The 22,148-nt window shown below is 42.1% G+C and carries 13 protein-coding genes; 10 read left to right on the top strand and 3 right to left on the bottom strand.

Features of this window, described 5'->3' with window-relative positions:
• Nucleotides 1-20 precede the first annotated feature (20 nt).
• The 5 genes from M2444_RS16515 to M2444_RS16495 all read left to right on the top strand — a co-directional run bounded on the left by M2444_RS16515 (nucleotide 21) and on the right by M2444_RS16495 (nucleotide 8,991).
• Nucleotides 21-914, top strand: a complete 894-nt coding sequence (locus tag M2444_RS16515; protein ID WP_280787497.1) for an ROK family protein — start codon at nucleotides 21-23, stop codon at nucleotides 912-914.
• Nucleotides 915-1,010: 96 nt separating this feature from the next.
• Nucleotides 1,011-4,772 carry a GH32 C-terminal domain-containing protein gene (locus M2444_RS16510; protein ID WP_280787496.1) on the top strand — a complete coding sequence of 1,254 codons (3,762 nt, stop codon included), beginning with the start codon at nucleotides 1,011-1,013 and terminating at the stop codon, nucleotides 4,770-4,772.
• A 195-nt stretch (nucleotides 4,773-4,967) separates the two neighbouring features.
• Nucleotides 4,968-5,948, top strand: a complete 981-nt coding sequence (locus M2444_RS16505; RefSeq protein WP_481857505.1) for an ROK family protein — start codon at nucleotides 4,968-4,970, stop codon at nucleotides 5,946-5,948.
• A gap of 260 nt (nucleotides 5,949-6,208) precedes the next feature.
• The gene (locus M2444_RS16500; protein WP_280787494.1) at nucleotides 6,209-7,426 is read left to right on the top strand and encodes an MFS transporter; all 1,218 of its coding nucleotides are present in this window, start codon (nucleotides 6,209-6,211) and stop codon (nucleotides 7,424-7,426) included.
• A 377-nt stretch (nucleotides 7,427-7,803) separates the two neighbouring features.
• Nucleotides 7,804-8,991, top strand: coding sequence for a sensor histidine kinase (locus M2444_RS16495; protein WP_094878934.1), 1,188 nt, complete (start codon nucleotides 7,804-7,806; stop codon nucleotides 8,989-8,991).
• A gap of 88 nt (nucleotides 8,992-9,079) precedes the next feature.
• Here M2444_RS16495 and M2444_RS16490 read toward each other — a convergent pair whose 3' ends face one another.
• The gene (locus M2444_RS16490) at nucleotides 9,080-9,976 is read right to left on the bottom strand and encodes a helix-turn-helix domain-containing protein (protein WP_280787493.1); all 897 of its coding nucleotides are present in this window, start codon (nucleotides 9,974-9,976) and stop codon (nucleotides 9,080-9,082) included.
• 125 nt (nucleotides 9,977-10,101) lie between these two features.
• Here M2444_RS16490 and M2444_RS16485 point away from each other — a divergent pair, with 125 nt between their 5' ends.
• The 5 genes from M2444_RS16485 to M2444_RS16465 all read left to right on the top strand — a co-directional run bounded on the left by M2444_RS16485 (nucleotide 10,102) and on the right by M2444_RS16465 (nucleotide 16,513).
• A complete protein-coding gene (locus M2444_RS16485) occupies nucleotides 10,102-11,007 on the top strand; it encodes a DMT family transporter (protein ID WP_280787492.1) in 906 nt (301 codons plus the stop codon).
• A gap of 120 nt (nucleotides 11,008-11,127) precedes the next feature.
• Complete coding sequence (locus M2444_RS16480) at nucleotides 11,128-11,823, top strand: response regulator transcription factor (RefSeq protein ID WP_280787491.1); 696 nt, start codon at nucleotides 11,128-11,130, stop codon at nucleotides 11,821-11,823.
• Nucleotides 11,824-11,826: 3 nt separating this feature from the next.
• On the top strand, nucleotides 11,827-13,071 hold the full coding sequence (locus tag M2444_RS16475) for a HAMP domain-containing sensor histidine kinase (RefSeq protein ID WP_280787490.1): 1,245 nt from the start codon (nucleotides 11,827-11,829) through the stop codon (nucleotides 13,069-13,071).
• 104 nt (nucleotides 13,072-13,175) lie between these two features.
• Complete coding sequence (locus M2444_RS16470; protein ID WP_280787489.1) at nucleotides 13,176-13,862, top strand: ABC transporter ATP-binding protein; 687 nt, start codon at nucleotides 13,176-13,178, stop codon at nucleotides 13,860-13,862.
• Nucleotides 13,859-16,513 carry an ABC transporter permease gene (locus tag M2444_RS16465; protein ID WP_280787488.1) on the top strand — a complete coding sequence of 885 codons (2,655 nt, stop codon included), beginning with the start codon at nucleotides 13,859-13,861 and terminating at the stop codon, nucleotides 16,511-16,513. Before M2444_RS16470 ends, M2444_RS16465 begins: the two co-directional genes overlap by 4 nt.
• 360 nt (nucleotides 16,514-16,873) lie before the next feature.
• Here the strand turns inward: M2444_RS16465 and M2444_RS16460 are convergent, their stop codons facing one another.
• Together M2444_RS16460 and M2444_RS16455 are read right to left on the bottom strand one after the other, a co-directional pair.
• On the bottom strand, nucleotides 16,874-18,805 hold the full coding sequence (locus M2444_RS16460; protein ID WP_280787487.1) for an ATP-dependent DNA helicase: 1,932 nt from the start codon (nucleotides 18,803-18,805) through the stop codon (nucleotides 16,874-16,876).
• A 319-nt stretch (nucleotides 18,806-19,124) separates the two neighbouring features.
• Nucleotides 19,125-21,779, bottom strand: a complete 2,655-nt coding sequence (locus tag M2444_RS16455; RefSeq protein ID WP_280787486.1) for a cation-translocating P-type ATPase — start codon at nucleotides 21,777-21,779, stop codon at nucleotides 19,125-19,127.
• Between the last annotated feature and the right edge of the window lie 369 nt (nucleotides 21,780-22,148).

Below are 22,148 nucleotides of genomic sequence, written 5' to 3'. Positions count from 1 at the left end.
CACCGAGAGGAGTCATGAATATGCGTATAGGAGCGATTGAAGCTGGCGGGACGAAGTTTATATGTGGCATTGGGAATGAAAATGGGAAAATTGAAGATCAGCTTAGTTTCCCAACAGAACATCCTGAGGTGACGTTGCCCAAAGTTATTCAATATTTTCAAGGCAAGCAAGTAGAAGCTATCGGAATTGGATCATTTGGTCCGATCGATATACATCCAAATAGCCCGACATATGGTTATGTTACAACAACACCGAAGCCAGGGTGGGGAAATTACGATATGCTGGGTACTTTGCAGCAAAGCTTCTCGGTTCCCTTTGGATGGGACACGGATGTGAATGCAGCGGCATTCGGTGAAGCTAAATGGGGCGCTGCCCAAGGGCTGTCCAGTTGTTTGTACTATACAGTTGGCACGGGTATTGGTGTCGGTGTGTATTCCGAAGGCAAGCTTATTCATGGTCTTGTGCATCCCGAGGGGGGGCATGTTCTTACGAGACGTCATCCTGACGATGTATTCCCGGGGGGATGTCCCTATCATGGGGATTGCCTAGAAGGGATGGCGGCAGGTCCTGCTATCGAAGCAAGATGGGGGAAGAAGGGGCATGAACTTCCTATGGATCACCTTGCATGGGAAATGGAAGCATTTTATATTGCACAGTCGATTACGGGAGCTATATTGCTTAACTCTCCTCAGAAAATCATTCTGGGTGGCGGTGTTATGCAGCAGTCACAATTGTTTCCACTTATCCGGCAGGCTGTGCTTCAGAACCTGAACGGCTATGTTAGCTCAAGTACGATTTTGGAACACATAGATGATTATATCGTTCCACCAGGTCTAGGCCAACAGGCGGGATTATGCGGCGCTCTGGCTCTTGGACTCACAGCACTGGAAAGTCAGATTTCTGCTCAATTGTAAAAGAATATATAGAGGAGGTCAGTGCAGTGATGAATTGGCCTCCTTCTTATTTTTAAAAAGAGTAGTTATTAATGATAGAAAAAGAGGGTGAAGAAGATGAGGAACAAAGGAAAAATTGTATTATGCTTTCTCATGGCCACAGGACTTGTTATGACTTCAGCAGGCCTTTATGTTGCAAATCCCGGTACGGGTTGGGCTGCTCCTATTTTTGAAAGCGTAACCAGAACAAAAACGAACTTAACAGGTTGGCAAATAAAAGGAAAAGGGCAGCTGGTGGATACGCCTGACGGGATCTTACTGACTTCGGAACCAAAAGAAAATGTAATGGCCATCTCCGAAACGGTGTCAGAGGATTTTATTTATGAAGCAGATGTCATGATCAAGGATATGAATGCTGATGCGACCTTGCTTTTCCGTTCTAATGAAGAGGGTTGGAATTCCTATATGCTCCAAATCGTACCGAATGCAGGTATAATCCGCTTACGAGACGCAAGTGGTACTGAAGGGAAATTAAAAGAGGAGCGAAAGATTACTGTGAAGGAAGGAGAGATCTATCATCTTAAGGTCACAGCTGAGGGTTCATCGCTGAAAGTATATTGGGACAATAAATATAAACCTGTGATTGAGGTTCAGGATCAAACGTATCGTACGGGTAAGCTAGGACTCAATGTATGGGATGGTTCTGCTTTGTTCCAAAACATTATCGTAAGTGATCTGAAAGGAAATCTGGGTACAGTGGTTACAAATAAAGGAGAATGGCAGCCTAATATCGGCGGCAAAAAAGGAAGGGGAATAAACCAGAATAAGTCACAGCAAATTTATAATAGGCAAGCTTCTGATTTTGTATATGAAGGAAATATAACCCTTCAATCTGATTCTGTTGCAGCACTCGCATTTCGTTCAACGGCTGATGGAACAAAGGGATATGAAGCTACCCTTACAAAGGAAGGGAATCAGGTCCGTTTAAGCTTGGCGAAAGCTAACGGAACAACCATTGGAAGTTCACAGCGTACCTATCCAAGTCAGACCGGAGCAAAACATCACGTAGAGATAAAGGCAAATGGAAACAGAATTCAGGTCTTCTTAGACGGGTACACCCCGGCTGCAATTGATCTAACAGATAAAACCTACACCGATGGATATGCAGGAATCGTTGTTAAACAGGGAACAGTTTACTTCCAGGATACCTATGTGACGGATGCCAGCAGTTATTATAATGAAAAATATCGTCCTCAGTATCACTATACGCCAATTCGTGGTTCTGCGAGTGATCCGAATGGACTGGTCTACTTCGAAGGAGAATATCATCTATTTCATCAGGACGGAGGCACATGGGCACATTCTGTCAGTATAGATATGCTGAACTGGAAGCGGCTTCCGATTGCGCTGCCGTGGAATGATCATGGACATGTCTGGTCTGGATCGGCTGTAGCAGATTTGACGAATGCATCAGGCTTGTTCGGAGACTCAGGAGGTAAGGGGCTAATTGCATATTACACTTCCTATAATCCTGATAGTCCGAATGGGAATCAGCGTATCGGTCTTGCTTACAGCAAGGATCAAGGTCGTACTTGGGAATATTCCAAAACGCGACCCATTGTTATCGAGAATCCAGGCGATAGTGGAGGGGAGCCCGGAAGTTGGGATTTCCGTGATCCGAAAGTGATTCGTGATAACGACAATAACAGGTGGGTAATGGTTGTATCCGGTGGAGATCATATTCGTTTCTTTACTTCAACGAATCTACTGGATTGGACCCTGACAGATAGTTGGGGATACGGGGATTATGTTCGCGGTGGTGTTTGGGAATGTCCGGATTTGCTTCAACTTTCGGTAGACGGAACATCACAGAAGAAATGGGTTCTGATGATTAGTACAGGAGCGAACTCAAAAACAGGCGGATCAGATGCTGAATATTTTGTGGGTCATTTAACGGCGGAAGGTAAATTCGTAAATGATAATTCAGCAGGGAAAGTATTGCGAACAGATTTTGGAAAAGAATTCTACGCTTCAATGTCTTTTTCGAACATGCCAGATCATCGCAGTGTAATGATGGCATGGATGACAAATTGGGACTATCCGTTTGCTTTTCCAACGACCAACTGGAAAGGCGTTCTGTCTATCCCGAGAGAAGTTACATTGGTAACGACTAAAGATGGGATTCAGCTCGCCCAGAGTCCGATCAAGGAGCTCCAATCGCTGCGTAGTCAGCTGTATTCTACAGCTAATAAAGTCGTGACTCCTTCTTCTCAGAACCTACTGAAAGGCATTACCTCTGGTGCATACGAGATTGAAGCAGAAGTGGAAGTTCCAGCAGGTAGTCAGGTGAGTGAATTTGGCTTTAACGTTCGTGAAAGTGGAAGTAAGCAAACGGTTGTTGGATATAAACCTAGTGAGAGTCAGATTTTTGTGGATCGGTCTGCATCTGGTTTGACGGATTTTTCGAGTTTATTTAGTACAAGACATGAAGCGCCAATGCCAACGGAGAATAAGCGTGTTAAGCTGCGTATCCTTGTAGATGAGTCTTCTGTTGAGGTTTTTGGCAACAACGGTAAAGTTGTTTTGTCTGATGTCATTTTTCCAGATCCAGCCAGCAGGGCTTTAAGCTTTTACACCAAAGGGGGCAACGTAAAAGTCGTATCTCTGAAGGTGAACCGGTTAGGCTCTGTATGGAATCAGGACTCTAATTCCGCTACCAAGATAATGATGGATACAAATGATCGTGAACTGAGCAAGGGGCAAAGCGACACACTCCTGGCAATGGTAGAGAATGGTACAGGTAATGGTGCACAGCCGGTGAAATGGAATTCCAGTAACAAAGATGTAGTTGAACTAAACGTGGCAGATAACTTACAGGTAACCATTGTAGGTAAAAAAGAAGGCGAGTCTATCATTACTGTCTCTACTCCAAATGGGAAGACATCAACAAGCGTATTAGTTAAGGTAACGGATGGTGAATTTCATACGAACTTAGGTGGATGGACTAAAGATCTTTCCGCAGCCTCTTGGGTCATTAGTGAAAATGGAATTCGTGGAAGTTACTTGAGTGACGCAAATTATGTCGCAGAGAAGCGGGCAGGAGACTTTACTTATGAAGCAGAGATGATGTTAGGTAAATCCGGTGGAGCGGGCTCTATGTTGTTCCGTTCAAGCGAAGATGGACGCAGCGGATACTACTTAAATCTGGATCCGAATATGAAGTCCGTACGTCTCTTTTATAAAATCGAAGGCCGTTTTGAAGAGCGTCAAATGCTGGCGAAAATACCTACGTTCATTCAGCCGGGTCAAACCTATAAAGTGAAAATCGAAGCCAAGGGCCCGCATATTGTGGTTTATGTGGACGGGCAGAAAGTGATCGACCTGCAGGATGGCACTTTTGCAGAAGGTCACTTTGGACTACATGTATTTGGTGGATATGTTTCATATCAAAACGTTAACGTGAGCGGAGAAACACCTGCCAATTTGACCACATCCAGTCTAGTAAATGCAAAGCTACAGAAATCTCTCTACACAGCAAATCTTGCAAATGGTGAAGCGGTTACCCTGAAGGAAACGAATAATTCTACGGATCAGAAGTGGGTATTCGTGCCGACGGGGGATGATGCAGGTTCCTATTCCATTCGTACAACAGCTGGTCAGGCGCTGGATCTCGACACAGGACAAAATAAGATTCAGTTATACCATTATCTTGGATATAACAATCAGCGTTGGATTTTTCACGAGAATGATGATGGTACCATTAGTATTACTTCTGCTTATCATAAGAAAGCGCTGGAAGTATCAGCAGATGGAACGACACTGTCTCTAAGCGAACTTGATCCTACTCTTGATCGACAAAAATGGGTAATTACGAATTAACATGAACCGGGTTCAATTTTATGCAATTCAGTTGATGGACCCGGTGATTTATTATTTAACACTGTCGTATTTAAGGTATGAAGATGAAAACAAGACGACATTAAGGTACAATCATACTTAAAACGAATACCTGATGAAATAATCCATTCGTTCATCGAGCAGGGGGGGCTTATGAGAACAGCAAACGCTAACTTAATGAAGGAAATTAACCTTAACAACGTTCGTCAAGTGATGAAACGTATAAATACAGCCACCAAACCCCAGCTGGCGACACTGACCAAACTGAGCGTAGTAACAGTAAACTCATTAGTCAAGGAGCTGCACGAGTTAGGTGAGCTGTTCGAAGACTTGACTGTACCATCAAACGGCGGTAGGCCAGCACAAACTTATCGCTACAATTACAACTTCAGCCTCGGGCTGGTCATTTATCTGAAGGATAAAGAGGGACAGGTGCTGATTTCAGCCACCGTCGTGAATTTGGAGAACGAAATTCTGGCGAAGGATGAACACATCATTCCAGTCTACGAGAGACAATTTTTTTATGATATTATTGAACACTCTATAGCCTTGTATCCTTCTATCAAGGTTATTGGCATAGGCATTCCGGGTCAGGTTGTCAACGGCGAAATTAAAGTCAGCAGCCACCATGAGCTGACTGGCTCACGGATGATTCAAGAGATTGAGCAGCAATTTGAGTTGCCTATCTTGGTTGAAAATGACGTTAATGCAGCTATTAGCGGATATTGCATGAACGAAGGGGGAGAAGAGAAGCAGTACTTGCTTGGTCTTTACTTTCCAAGCAGGTACCCGCCTGGTATGGGGATCTATCTGAATGGAAAGATCCTTAAAGGCAATCAGGGCATGTCAGGGGAAATAAAATTCCTGCCTGACATGCCTGACTGGAGTCTGGAGATGGGCAAGGACACGTTCATCGATACTACCTGCCGGATTATCCAAACCCTGAATGCAGTTCTTGCTCCGGACAAAATTGTAATATATCAGGATAAGGTGGAGTTAGAAACCTGGACATCTGCTTGGGAAGCTTATCAGCTTCGACATCCAATGCCCATTTATCCACAGATCGTTATGCAAGATACATTTCAAGAAGATTTCGAGGCCGGCCTGCGCTGGTTGACATTGAAGTCATTGGAGCCGGATTTGGTCGAGCTCCATTAAGAGGTTGTCCCATAAGTCATGAGATGAATGACTTATGGGACAAGCCTCTTTTTTTAGGTGATCAATATGAGTATTAATCCAATTGCAGATATGCACTGCAACAAATGATACAGCTTCGGATCAGTGAATGGGTTGCTTGACAAAGGAATGGTTATATCGCATACTTAATTTATAGACTTTATAAAGTATATTTATTAAGTGTATAAATGTATTTCTTTACCCGTGCGTCGAATCATTTTTATCACGAGGGGGAAGCATGCTTGTCTACCTGGTTTTTGATTGTTATATATCTGGCTTTTATCAGTCTAGGACTTCCTGACTCTTTACTTGGCTCGGCATGGCCCGTTATCTGGCCCGAGATTGGTTCATCTCTTGGCTCGGCGGGTATCGTGTCCATGATCATTGCGGGAGGGACCATCGTGTCCAGTCTGTTCAGCAAAAGGATGGTCGAGCGTCTGGGTACGGGTAGAATCACATTGTTCAGTTGTTTCCTTACTGCGGTTGCGCTACTTGGATTTTCCATTGCTCCATCGATGCTCTGGTTTATAGTGTTTGCCATTCCACTTGGTCTTGGGGCGGGAGCGGTGGATGCGGCATTAAATCACTATGTGGCAGAAAACTACAAAGCCCATCATATGAACTGGCTGCACTGCTTCTGGGGTGTGGGGGCAACGATGGGGCCGATGATCATGGCTGTCAATCTTGTGAACTCTCAGTCATGGAGAGGTGGTTATGCAGTTGTTGCGATCATTCAGTTCCTACTCGTGATCATTCTTCTTGTGACGCTACCCCTCTGGAAGCGCGTGGCTACAACGCAGGAGAAACTGCTTTCGAAGGATGGGGAGCTGCTAGAAAATTTTCATGTTGAAGCTGCAGCAACAACGAAGCTACAAACTAACGTACTTCGTTTACGGGGTGTGAGGCCAACGCTCCTTACCTTCCTGCTGTATTGCGGGATAGAAACGATTGTCGGGCTCTGGGGTGCTAGTTACCTGGTCAGTACAAGAGAGGTCACAGCTGATGTGGCTGCACGTTGGATTTCCTTATACTATGGTGGCATCACAGTTGGCAGGTTAACAACTGGATTCATCGCATTAAAGGTTCATAACCGCTTTCTTATCCGTTACGGTCAGTTGGTAACCATTGTAGGTGGTGTAATACTTTTATTACCGCTGTATTCGTCCTTATCGCTGTTCGGATTCCTCTTGATCGGTATCGGTCTGGCGCCTATCTATCCGGGTCTTCTGCATGAAACACCTTCCCGATTTGGCAGAGAGAATTCAGCCCGATTGATAGGCTACCAAATGGCTGTAGCGTACACGGGAACAACATTAATTCCACCACTGTTCGGATCTTTAGCTGTACACACAAGCCTAGATCTATTCCCCTTTGTTGTGTTTACCCTACTAACATTGATGTTTTTGAGTACAGAGACGATTAATAGATTGCTGATAAAACCCACGCAAGGGAGGGGATGAAGAGATGGTTTATATCATTTTATGCGCAATCATCTGGGTAGGAGTGTATTTGAATCTAGCCGCATCGAAGGAATCGATGGATGTAAAGCCTATTCGTTCCGTGAATGATCTGTTTGAATAACCAAGGAGCAACGTAAAAAAGCATCTGATCCTAGATCAAATGCTTTTTTTGATAGTGCAAAGACTATATCGTTTCAATTGCAACACCCCAAACCATTCCGTTACAGGCGGAATAGCTTGGGGTGTTTCATTTTTTATAGCGCTTATAATTATTAATTAAGTAAAACTATTGGTTTTGTGAAATATAGTGACTTACTGTTTCTTTTGAAGCAGGAAAACATACATATATATTGAATACAAAACAACAAAGAGGGAGGATGAAAATGTCATATAGAGCCAATGCATTACGTTCGTCATTAACCCTAGCTGTTCCAATTATTTTAGATAGGCATTACCATTCTATAACTATGAAAAATATCGAATCCGCCTGGTTTGTAAAGACGCATAAGGAATTGTTAGATTCAACATTCAACACGATATTAATGAGTATGATAGAGGCACTGTTCTTGGATTCCTTTGATTACGACCAATACCTAAACATACTAGAAAAAGAGGGGGTGGGGCAAGGGATTTATACTGCAGAAATATTCGGTGATCATTTTGATATCTTACTTGAAATGAGCAAGGATTTAATCTTAATTGCTCAGAATATTATGTTTAAGATCATTGAAGAGATGGAAGATGATTCTACGACTCGATTGTTTTTTTATAATCGTTTAATGGAAAGCAACTGGACCGGTTTTACGGGCTTTGCAAAGGGTTATTTATCTAATAAAAATCAACAGATTGACAATTTGCATGAACAAAAAATTGCTGTTATGGGACAAATGGCAGCTGGTATGGCACATGAAATACGGAATCCGCTTGCTTCGATTAAAGGGTTTGCCCAGCTTGTAAATAACAGGCTATATGAACCGGAGATCAAGGCGGATGAATTGCGTGCGTATCTGGATATAACCATCAAAGAGATTGATGCTCTTAACGGATTAGTAACGGACTTCCTAGTACTGGCTCGAAAAGGAGATAGTTCGAAAAATAACGGCGTAGTATATAACGTTATCGAGGCTATACATAGAGTTAATAACATCGTGAATCAACTCATACTTAGTGATGATATTATTCTTACCGTGGAGTATTCTCTAGAGAAAGTACTAACGTATGGAAACGCCTCTCAACTAGAGCAGGTAATTCTAAATATATTAAAAAACAGTATTGATTCATTCACAGCATTTAGCGGCAGAATAGACATTACAGTTAGCGCCTCTGCTGAGACTAACGAAATTATACTTATTTTTAAAGACAATGGGGAAGGAATTCCACAGGATAAATTAAAGCGAATATTTGACCCTTTCTATACAACCAAGCAAAAAGGGACGGGAATTGGATTATCCATTTGTAAACAATTAATAGAAATGTATGGGGGACAAATTAAGGTAGACTCAGAAGTTCAGGTAGGTACTAGCGTGATGGTTATTTTGCCTTGGGTAAATGATTATCACATTTGAGGCTACGAACAATTTGGAGGATTGAATGGGACTGCTTACTTCCAGGATAACTATGTGACGGATGCCAGCAGTTATTATAATGAAAGTTTTAAGTATAATACGTTATCTTCTTCTGCTTCTTATAGGCTAAAGGTGTCATGTTCATTGATTTTCTAAATTGACCGATGAAATAGCTTGTGCTATTAAATCCTATCTGATAGGCAACATCCGTAATATTATATTCGGGTTGTTGCAGTAAAATAAGGCTTTTTTGAATACGGTACTCCATCAAATAATTCATAGGTGTCTTCTTTAGAAAGCGTTTAAAATATCGGCAACATTCGGACCGGCTTAATTGCCCAGCCCTTGCGATATCCTCTAAAATGATTTTTTCAGCAAAATGGTTATGGATCCAATGCAGCATTTGCTTCATTCTGTGGTTCTTCAACATATCTGCTTCTTTGTACTCTAATTTAAAACCGCTAACCACCAAGCTTCTCCATATGTGAGTTAACTGCATTGTAATATCTATTTCATATAATGCTGGACTTTGATCGATCAGCCGGTCAATTTCCAAAATCGCGTCAAGGATGTTTTTTGCCCAACTTTCCCTTGCGGACAGGATGATATAGGATAAGTTAGTTGCTTCGATATAAGGATATACATAAGTCCGAAAGAGCTCTTGAGAGAGAACGAAACTAGGCGAAACATTTAAGCAAATATACTCACATTGTGAGTGGTTATCATCTTTTGCCAGGTGCAGGCAACCGCTATTAATAAAAATTCCGTCACCTACGTCCAGCTTCACTTTTTCTTCTTGGATCTGAAAAATGGCTTGTCCCTTCATGATAACAACAAATTGAAACTCTTCATGCCAGTGCATAGGGATATATCCATTTAGGTTTTGACGAATAGTTGTGCGATAGCATGCGATAGGTAAGACTGTAGTTCGATGTTCTGTCAGCTCTTTAAAATTTTGACCAATCTTAAAGTTTTTCGTTTGCATCCATATTACCTCAAATCTCAATATGCTTATATTTTATGATTTGATCCTAGTATATATTTAAAGCTTTCCTCTTTATTATAGTGTAAGTAAGCTACTTTTATAATACTTTGATGGAGAGTTGACATATGAATAAAGGAAGAGGAATATTTTTCATCATTACTGGAGCGGTTTTTTGGGGAATCGGAGGAACGGTTGCAAAAAAGCTATTCCAACAATACGGCATCGATATGGGCTGGTTCGTTACAATCCGTCTACTCATCGCAGGATTACTGCTTCTAATTGTTCACATTTTTAAAAAAGGTCCTACTGAAATTTTTGAGATCTGGAAAGATAAAAAATTATCATTTCAACTTTTGATTTTTGGATTAGTGGGTATGCTTGGGGTTCAATATACCTATATGGCTTCGATAGAAAGTGGAAACGCTGCTGTAGCTACGTTATTGCAATATTTAGCTCCTGTAATGATTATTTTATACTTATTAGCCCGCAAACAATCAATTCCCACAAGGAAAGATATGTATACAGTTTCACTCGCTTTGCTGGGTTGTTTTTTCTTGTTAACTAATGGCTCATTGTCTCAATTATCTGTACCCTCTGATGCAGTTGTTTGGGGAATACTATCCGGGATTGCCCTTGCATTCTATACCTTGTATGCTGTTCGCTTTCTTGAAAAATATGACTCAGTAGTCATTGTTGGCTGGGCGATGCTGATTGGAGGAGTTGCGTTAAGTTTTGTTCACCCTCCTTGGCAGATGAATATTAAAGGCTTACCGTTAGAAGCCTGCTTATATTTGATATTCGTCATCGTTTTTGGAACGATGCTGGCCTTTTGGTTTTATATTGAAAGCTTAAACAGCTTATCTCCCAAAGAGTCCAGTCTTTTGGGAAGCTTGGAACCGTTGGCGGCCGTATTAACAACCGTATTTTGGTTAAAGGAGCCTTTGGGATGGTTCCAATGGATTGGAACGTTTTGCATCCTTGCAATGATTCTTGTCTTAGCTTTTAATAGAGATACTTCATCAAATAGGTGATAGGTAATTATGGCATATCTTGAATAATGATTAAATGATATGAAATGATATAGAAATATTTTTTCTGCAGGACAGCAAGTAAGCTTTCTTTAAAATGGTCTAAGTTAAATGAGGTGCACAATGAATCGAATTTTACTGGTTGAAGATGATGAAAACTTGGCATTTGGTATCGAATATACCTTAACGAGTGAAGGTTATACGGTCGTAGTTGCTGGTAGCATAAAAGAAGCCAGAAAAGCATTAAAGACAGTTGCCGTCGATTTAATTTTGTTAGACGTCAATTTACCTGATGGCTCAGGGTATGGCCTATGCAGGGAAATCAGGGTATCCTCTCAGCATCCCATCATATTCTTGACGGCTTTGGATGAAGAGGCAAATGTTGTTGCCGGTCTGGACTTGGGAGCGGATGATTATATGACCAAACCAATCCGAACCAAAGAACTTATCTCCAGAATGAAAGCCGTATTAAGGCGCAAACCCAAGCTTAAGGATGAAGTGGATAGATGGATATCTGATGATATTGAAGTTCGGGTTCTCGAAGGAACTGTTCATAAACACAATCAAGAGCTTTTGTTAACTGGGCTGGAATATCGATTGCTGTTGATGTTAATGACTCACCCCAAACAAATTTGCAGCAGAAGCAGCATCCTTAACAGTCTATGGGATATGTCAGGAGATTTCATTGATGACAACACCCTTTCGGTCCATATCAGAAGGTTAAGAGAGAAAATTGAGGATAATCCTGCTGCTCCGAAATATATTATTACTGTACGAGGGGTTGGATATAAATGGAATGCAACTGTTATAGGACGATAAAGCATGAATGAATTTGTCCGAAATCCAGAGTGGAAGTCTATCGTCGTTAAAGTCATTATAATGCAAGTTATGCTAGCGGTTCTTATGTTCTTTTTTATGAGTCATCAAGTCGACCAGATAAATAAGGCCGTGGTTAATCAGAATGCTGCGCTGATAGGTTTCGTTTTGAAGCAAGTTCCTCAGTTAGAAAACGATATTATTCCTTTTATCACTCAAGGGGCGAAAGAAAATGAAATCTTAGAGGGAAAACGAATTCTGGCGCAATATGCCTATAAGGAAGATATATCCAAAAGAGATCAGCCTGTACTCGCGAATAATGCTTTACCCTTGATAACAGCAAGTCAAGTTTTGCTATTAAGTATTCCATTTCTACTGTTATTGTTATGGGAATACCGCAAAATATTTAGCAAAATTCGAACCATATCCTTTGCCGCGGAGCTAGTTGTCGAACATCATTTTGAAAAGCAACTTCCGGAAAACGATGAAGGGGACTTTGGCGCATTAGGACGGAACTTTAATGTGATGGCTGAAAGGTTACACAACAGTCTTGGGCAACTCAAACAAGAAAAAACATTTCTGCGCAACCTGCTCTCCGATATTTCACATCAACTCAAAACACCTCTAGCATCCCTCATCGTTTTTAATGAAAATTTGCTGAATGACCCTCATATGAAAAAAGAAATGAGAATGAAGTTTCTGGAACGGAGCCGACAGCAGCTAGAGCGAATGGAATGGCTGATCATTAGTCTATTGAAGCTGGCACGAGTAGAAGCCGGAGCAATTAAGTTTCGTAGGGAACGCATCCTGGTAAGGGAAGTGATCGATCATGCGGTTCATTCGCTGCGAATATTATCCGAGGGAAGAACGCAGAAGATCCGCATATATGGCGACCAACAAATGTACGTTTGGGCAGATGAAGAGTGGCTGACTGAAGCTATTATAAATTTAATTAAAAATGCACTGGAGCATTCGCCACCAGAGAGTAAAATTGATATTACTTTAGAAGAAAATTCATTGTTTAAAACGATACACATTCAAGATCATGGGGAAGGCATTTCTCCAGAAGATTTGCCTCATATATTTGAACGGTTTTATCGAGGCGGAAGCACAACAAAGTCACAAAGTATTGGTATTGGTTTATCTTTATCCAAGTCCATTATTGAAGAACAGGGTGGTATAATTACCGTTGCTAGTGAACCAGGGCAAGGGACGAAATTCAGAATTTCGTTTAATAAAGGGGATAGATAAGGGGAAGCTTACGATAACGTAAGCTTCCCCTTCACTTTATTGTAAGCTTGCTTGTTTATAATAACAAACATGCAAAGTGAAGATAAGCTCAGGAGGAAAACAAAGTGGAGATACTGAAAACTGTGAATTTATGCAAAACTTATGGAAGTGCAGAGGCGAAGGTGGATGCTATAAAAAACGTCAATTTCTCCGCTCAAAAGGGGGAATTTGTTGCTATCGTGGGGGCAAGTGGATCAGGAAAGAGTACTTTAATGCACCTTTTAGGGGGTGTAGACCAGCCATCCAGTGGACAGGTCATCATCGATGGAACAGATCTTTATACCAAAAGCGAAGCGGAACTCGCCGTATTCCGAAGACGGAAAATAGGATTTATTTTTCAATCCTACAATCTGATTCCAGTTCTATCCACGGAGGAAAATATCAAATTACCGATGTTATTGGAGAACAAAAAAATAGATGAAGGCTATGTACAGGAACTGATGGGTATCTTAGGTCTGTCTGAAAGAAGACACCATCTTCCATCCGAATTGTCAGGCGGACAACAGCAAAGAACGGCCATTGGTCGTGCTTTAATTAATAAACCATCGATTATTTTAGCGGATGAACCTACCGGAAATCTGGATAGTAAAAGCAGTAGGGAAATTATAGATCTCCTTACGTTCTCCGTTAAAAAATATCATCAAACGTTAATCATGATCACTCATGACTTAAATATTGCAAACATCGCAGATCGTGTCGTAAGAATCGAAGACGGCATCCTCCTACAGCCAAATGAGGTGAGTGAGGTTTGAAGAGCTATACAGGCCTTACCGGGAAATATATAAAGGGGCAGAAAAAAAGATCGCTGCTTATGATCTTCGGTATTATCTTGTCGGTTACACTGCTTACGTCCATTGGAACGATCGGGATGAGTTATTGGGATAAATCAATCAGACAAACTATGCGGGACTTCGGAGATTATCACGTCTCCATCAATGGCATTACAGGAGAAGCGGTCTCGAAAGTGAAAAATAATACATCCATAAAAAGTGCTGGCATCATTAGCAGAGAAGGATATGCTGTCATTGAGGAAACAACAGAGAAGGAAAAGCGGGAAGATCCGTTTGCCGCACCTTACCGATACTTGAATGTCAAGGGATATGATGCGAATGCAATAAACATGCTTCAGGTGCAGCTCGACTCGGGAAGGATGCCTAAAAATCCGAATGAAATTGTCCTTTCATCACCGAGTTTGAGTTACTTCTCAGAAAAACTGAAACTTGGCGATACGATAAAGCTAGGGCTTGGAATTCGAAAGGTGACGTCCACCGGTGAAGAGAAGAAAATTAGCGGAATTGGTGATTTTGGCTGGGATCTTGACGAGGTGTTTAAGGCCCAAACCCAAAAAGAATATACTATCGTCGGCTTTGTGAAGCCGCCAACGGGGAATTGGTCTTCCAGTTACATTTTTCCTGCCATTACTGTCGATGATCACAAGACCATCGACAACAATAAAAAGTACTTCGTTTACGTTAAAATGAAATCTTTGAATGACATTCAGAAGAAAACGGAAGCTATCATGTCCTCTTTACAGTTGGAAAATGTCGAACAAGGTTCTGCCATGCAACTGAGTAGGGATAATTTTATTAAGGATATAAGAATTGAGTACAATAATGAGCTGCTTAAATTATATGGCAAAAGCACTTATGAGGGTGTGAATCACAGCCTAATTCTTGCATTCGCTGCTATTATTATAATTATTATGACCTGCACGATTGCCGTAATTTATAATACTTTCCATATTTCTGTACTGGAACGGATTTCACAATTTGGCATGTTGAGATGCATTGGGGCTACACCAAACCAAATTCGTAAAATTGTGATGCAAGAAGCGACGCTGCTGAGTTTAATCGGCATACCCATCGGGCTTCTTACAGGAACCCTTTTTATGAAGTTATTGTTCTATTATATCAGTTTGTTGACGTTAGGTTTCTTAAAGGATATGAGAATGGTCATTTCCATACCGATTCTGATCTTTGCTGGGGTGTTGGGCTTGCTGAGCGTATTTCTTTCCGCCATTCGACCAGCAAAACAAGCAGCTCGCGTATCTCCCCTAGAAGCGCTTAAAAATACTGGGGGAACGAAGGTTGAACATATCACAAAGGTCAACAAGTCCTTGTTTGTTAAAAAGCTGTTTGGCTTCGTAGGGCAGTTCGCCAGCAGAAATTTGCAGCGGAACAAGAATCGTTTCCGGATCACAGCCTTTTCCATGATTATTAGCATAATTTTATTTATTGTCTTTAGTGGATTGGTTGAATTCATGCAGCAAACAACACAGGTCTCAGGTAAGCAGTATTCTTATTCGATTTCCTACGATGGTCCTTCAAAACGCATAGATGATACGGTGTATCAGCATGTTACCCAGCTTGATGCTGTTGAGCAGGTCTACAAATTTTACAGTGATCAAGTGATGGCAATTATCCCTAAAGATAAGATCAATCCCAAATATTACGAATTAAGAAAAGATCGATATGTTGTTGATGATGGGGAGGGATATCGAACAAGTAATAACTTCTTCATGTCCTATGGGGATAATGGATTGGATGATCTGCAATCAAAACTCACGTCCGGGAAGATCGACAAGGAGCAAATGGACCGGGAAAACGGCGTTATCATACAACAAAAAATAAGTATGCTTACGGATGACGGCAAACAAATGATTATCGATCAAACCAATTTTAAAGTTGGGGATCGCATCAAAATTCGAACATTTGACAGAAGTCAAAAAGGATACCAAACCGTGACAGTGGTAGGAATTATCGATCATGATTTGTTGTCGGAGGAATATAACGATAGTGAAGTTCTTTCTTTCATTACGACTCCTAAAGTATATTCCAATATTATGGGTACTGACGCTTATGCCAGAATGTTTATTCTTGCTAATCCTGATGTATCGAACCAAGCGATCACGGACTATTTAAAATCATTAAATGTTAAAGACGCTGGCTTTAACTATCTGGATAGAGTGGCAGAGGTTGCCCAAGCTAAAAACGACGCATTGACTTTCAGTATTTTACTTTACGGTTTTATCGGTGTCATCGTATTAATAGCTTTCTTGAACATTGTCAATACCGTAAGTACGAACCTAATTCTTCGCACGAAGGAGTTTGCAGTCCTCAAAGCTATCGGCATGACCCAACATGAAGTAAGAAAAATGATTGTTTTAGAAGGTGTTTTTTATGGTTTGTTTGCCGGCGTTATTGGAATTATCATAGGTACGGGTTTGAATTACGGAATACACTACCTATTTGGAGGTGCTTTGGATATAGATTGGGTGTTCCCGTGGTACAGTATCGGCATCGCTTTTGCCGGTTCGATGATTACAACCTTCCTCGCAACGATTGGGCCGATGTATAGATTGAATAAAGTGAGTATCGTTGATGCTCTACGGAGGGAAAATTAGGGAGGAGCATATCTTTCGGCTTGGGTGAATTTGATGGTGCTCAATTTTGCAGTATTGCAAAATTGGGCACTTTTTAGGTGCGCTAGGCATTCGCTACAAGTTTGGCGGAAATCACATTTAAGGCAGGAGACCCGCCGGATGAGCTTGCTTAACAAAGCAAAGTCCAATACTTTCTAAATCCCATGATGTAAATAGGTTAAATAGTCCCTAATATTAGAATACGCCAATGCAGATTATAATGCCAAACCTGCGTATTTATTAGCGGTGCGGGTATTCAAACATAAAGTAGTTTAATTGCCTGATAACGTTACAGGGTTTAGAAGCGACTTATCTGCGGATGGGTTGCTTTTTTTCATCTCTCTACGTATCACTAAGTTGTATCTCTTTTTCTTTTACAAACTTCTCCAGCACTCTAAAATCCTCGGTAACCTTTTTAAAGGGTAAAGAGTCCAGTGCCTTATCCCTGTAATCCTTTTTCGCAGCAGCAGACAGACGGGAATCAAGTATGCTGAGTACACCAAGGTCAGTCTCACTACGGATCAGTCGCCCGGTTCCTTGTCTTAACCGAAGCAGCATGTCCGGTACAAAAACGTCATTTAAGGGATTCTTTGCCAAAGATGCTTTATATTCATAGACAGGATCGGAAGGAACAGGGAAGGGCAGACGGAAAATAATTAACTGCGACAAATCAGAACCTTCGATATTCACGCCTTCCCAGAATACACCGGTACTAAGTAGGACGCCTTTACTGCCACGAAATTCAGCGATCACTCCGTCCTGAGACGATCCTTCTCTTTGAACATGCACCGCCCATGCAAGCTTCTCGGATTTTAACTTCTTATGAATGTACTTCATATCTTCCTTCGCTGAAAAAAGAACCAATGTCCGTCCGTCCGTTAAATTACAGAGCCTCAGCATTTCCTTGTATGCCGCTTCAAGATAAGCTACCTTGTTCTGATGGTTGTAGTAAGGGATATCTTTAGCAATATACAGCATGGTGTGGTTGTCATAATCAAACGGCGAAGCCTGGCGCTCCATATAATCTCCCTTGTAACCGAGCGACTGCGTCAGATATGCATATTGTTCCTCTAGTGTTTCTCCGGTTTGGCACATGGTGGCTGACGTTAAAATAACAGATGTCTTCCCGTTAAATAAGGTATACCTAAGAAACTGGCTTATGCCTTTAGGGCAGATACTAATAGTGGCCTCACGCTGGGTATTGCTTCCCCAAATCAGGTAGCTATCCTGTACTCCGGCGAGTACATCAAAGAGATCTATAAGTCCGTTCATTGCTTCAAAAAGATTATCGATCTCTCGCTCATGCTTGGAAGTTAAGACGGATAAGCTGAGACTAAACTCTTTCAAAACCTGAGTCCCCCGCTTTAACGGAATCCCTGTGATCTCCGACACTTTTATCCGGTCATTATCTTGCTTGGCTGTTTGCAGCAAATCCGCCTCTACCTGTTTGAAAATATGACCCACGCATCTTTTTAAAAATTTAAATTGCGGTAAAAGGCCGTTATCTGCGGATTGTTTGAAGAGAATCTGTAAGGTGTCATCCAGAATACGGCAGGTTCCCCGGTATGTAAACTCGAGCGTTCTAGCATCTCTAACCTTTGCTTCCAAATTATGAGCTTCATCAATTACGATCAGAGCTGGCCGTTCAGTGATTAATCCCTTCGTTCCTTCTTTTTTCTTGATCAAATCACGGATGAGCAGGTCCTGGTTGACAATAATAAAATCCATGTCGCTGGCGTCGGCGTTAATCTTTGCTCTCATTTCGTAAAATGAACAGGTGCTTTTATAATGGCATCGTTCAAATTTACAATCATTCACACAAACATTAGACCATACTGCATCACTAACCCCGCCCTTAATATCTGCTCGCTCATCAATGTCATAATTTACAATACGCTGGGCGAGCGCAGACAGAGGAGATCTTGAATCATCAGGTTGTAAAAGGTCTGTTGCCCTGTATCGGCAAGCATATTGCCCCATGCCTTTTCCGACTACGGAGCGAACCGATGTAAATCCGAGCCGGCTTCCAATGAATCTCAGATCTTTATGAATCTGTTCTGAAAGCTGTATGGAGGATGTTGCAATAATGATCGGTTGCCTTGAGACTTGGTTAATGAGCAGGCTGGGAATGAGGTATGCAAAGGACTTACCGATGCCGACTCCAGCTTCAATCATTGCGTTTCTACCATCAATATAAGCATCAGCGATATCCAGAGACATATCTTGCTGGCCGATCCGCTCTTTAAGTCCAATCCTGGGAAATCTATCATACATCCGAAAGATGGCATTGACTAAAGAGGGTTCAATGTCCTTTTTTAGCTCCCGCTTCTGTAATTTATATAGATCACTTAACCAGCTAATAACGACCGCCCCATTTCACTATCAATTTTCTTCCAGTCCCAGTTTTTTGGGTGAGGTTGTAATTATCGTAGATGAAGCGCTAACAGTCAAGTGTCAGAATATAAAATAATGATTTTAAACCCTGTTCATCTAATCATAATACAGATGCTTTAATCTAGATCTGTAAATGACAGAAGAACAGCGATTCTCCATCCTTGGAGAATCGCTGTTTTGTCTTTTTGTTCAATTGTGATCAAGAAGCTGATTTAGGAGTAAACGCTCTGCGAACAATTTTCGTCAATTCCATTAGAATGACGGCACCGAGTGCCAGACCGCTTGCAATCAGCCAATCGGACATTCCGAATGAAGCTGGAATCGAGAAGATTTCTCTAACCCCTGGAAGAACTGCAATGCCGTAAAAGGCAAAGCAGACCAGAACGGCTCCGATGACGTATTTGTTGCTGAAGAACCCAGCTTCAATAGCTGTTTGACTGTTCGAGCGAGCGGCAAAGGTCTGAAGCGTACGAGACAGGATCAGGGTTGTAAATGCCATGGCCACGCCCATATCAGGGGAATGCTGGAGTCCGATATACAGGGATATAATTACGGCGATACCTATAAGTAGACCACGAGTAATAATAGCCTGCATCATTCCTCCGGCAAATATACCTTCCTTCAGTTCTCTTGGATTTCTGTTCATCACGTTAGGTTCAGGTTTCTCCATACCAAGAGCAATGGCGGGCAGTGAATCATTCGCCAGATTGATAAATAGAAGCTGAATCGCTGTGAAGGGATTAATCCAGTCGAAGATCAGGGCAAACAGAATGGCGATAATCGCACCCAGGTTGCCTGAAAATAAATAGGCGATCGCTTTTTTGATATTGTCGAATACCGTTCTGCCCACAGATACAGCATTCACAATGGATACAAAATTATCATCGGTCAAAATCATGGCAGCCGCGTCTTTAGCAACGTCAGTTCCACTACCCATGGCAACACCGATGTCTGCTTGCTTCAATGCAGGTGCGTCATTTACGCCATCACCGGTCATGGCTGTGATTTTGCCTTTTCGCTGCCACGCCCGGACAATTCTGATCTTATTCTCCGGGGAGACTCGGGCGTACACACCAATCTGCTCCAGCTTATTATCCAGTTCTTCGTCGGACATGGCATCAAGCTCTTGACCGGTTACGGCAATTTCTTTCTCCGTCATAAGGCCGATATCGCGTCCGATCGCTTGTGCGGTTGTCTTATGATCACCAGTAATCATGATGGTCCGAATTCCAGCCTTCTTGGATTCTGCGATCGCGCCATAGACAGCTTCCCGGGGGGGATCAATCATAGCTGTCAAGCCTACGAGCACCAGGTTTTGTTCATCCTCAAGGCCCACTTCTGTGACCGTATTGGCTACGGTTTTGTAAGCATAGGCAAGGACACGTAGTGCTCTGCTGGAGAATTCCTCATTGGCTTCAATGAAACGATTAAGAACCTCCGGTGTCATCGGCACTTCTTGTCCACTTAGTAGTACATGCGTACAAAGATTAAAGAGTACATCTGGTCCGCCTTTGGTGATCACTGCTTTTTGTCCGTTAAACGTGTGTAAGGTCGTCATCAGCTTACGGTCCGAGTCAAAAGGAAGTTCGGCTTCACGAGGGAAATTGTCGCGTATTTCCTTGTAATCTTTATTTATGCTGTTACTGAAGGCAATAAGTGCCACCTCAGTTGGATCGCCTAGTTCTTTACCATCCTCATTAATGTTAGAGTCGTTACAAAGCACGGCAATGTGTAGGAGGCGCCGGGCTTCCTCAGACCATTCTTCGGGCTCTTGATTGAATTGATCACGATCACCTTCCGGTAAAAAGTAATCTACAACCGTCATTTTATTTTGGGTTAGCGTACCGGTTTTGTCCGTACAGATGACACTGGTTGATCCAAGTGCTTCGACGGCTGGTAGCTTACGAATAATCGCATGCTGCTTAGCCATTTTATTCGTACCTACGGATAAGACAATCGTTACGATCGAGGATAGGGCTTCAGGAATAGCGGCGACTGCCACAGCGACTGCAAACATTAGGGCATTCAGGATGGCTTCCGTGGTATCTACTGTATCATTCGACAGCCAAACACGTCCGGCTTGGATGGCAAAGATCAAAACGGACAGCACGATAATCGCTACGCCCAGCTGCTTGCTAAAGGTTTCGAGCTTACGCTGTAGTGGCGTCTGCTTGGCTTCGGCGCTCTCAATGAGTTCAGCGATTTTGCCGATTTCGGTTGTCAGTGCAGTTCCTGTTACTACAAGAGTTCCACGGCCATATACAACCAAAGAACCGCTAAACGCCATATTACGACGGTCTCCGAGTGGAGATTCCTTCGCGATGGGATCCGTATGCTTCTCTACAGCTTCAGATTCTCCGGTCAGCATGCCTTCATTGATCTTCAAGCTTCCCGATTCTATGATGCGGCCGTCGGCAGGTACAAAATCTCCAGCCTCCAGTAATACGATATCACCGCGAACAAGCTCTCTGGCAGGGACGGTTTTTAAGGCTCCATCCCGCAACACTTTAGCCTCGGGTGCTGACATCTGCTGCAAGGCATCGAGTGAACTCTCTGCTTTACGAGTTTGGATGACACTTATAACTGCATTGAGAATCAACACGAGGAAAATGATAAGCGACTCCATAACTTGACCCATAATAATCTGGACAATAGCCGCAATAAGCAGTACGACCACCATAGGGTCCATGAAATTTTCAAGGAAAAGCTTCCAGAGGGGATCTTTTTTCTTTCCTTTTAATTCATTGTAACCATCACGTTCCAGTCGTTTGTCGACTTCTGCCGACGTAAGCCCGTTAGTTGTACTCTGCACTTCCTGTAAACTGTCTGTTACATTCTTGCGGTAATACTCCACTAATGATAGCTCCTCTCCGCTGTGCTGTGTCTTTTTTTTAGGTCTCATAAGCTTCGATTTACTGCATAAGTGCACATAACTGCGTGTTTTATACAAGTATGGTATATCAGTTCGTCGAATCAGTAGACTTCAGGACCTATCTTCAAACTTACGATTCAACGTGACGCAAGTTTCAAAATATGGAGCTTAGTATGCGCATATCTAAAAAAAGATCATTCGTAATCGTCCATATTGTGAAATCTTTTTAATGAATAAGATTGGATTACCTATGAAAAAGTCTTATTACATGGGAAGACATAGGGAATTCCTAGATCTTGCGTGTGTTTTCCTATGATTATGGGGGGTAACACCTTTAGTATTAGTATAGTT

The sequence above is a fragment of the Paenibacillus sp. PastF-3 genome (genome assembly GCF_029893135.1).
In the GTDB taxonomy this organism is placed as follows: domain Bacteria; phylum Bacillota; class Bacilli; order Paenibacillales; family Paenibacillaceae; genus Paenibacillus_AQ; species Paenibacillus_AQ nitricinens.
Note: the sequence above shows the minus strand (reverse complement) of the source record. Positions and strands in the feature narration are given on the sequence as shown.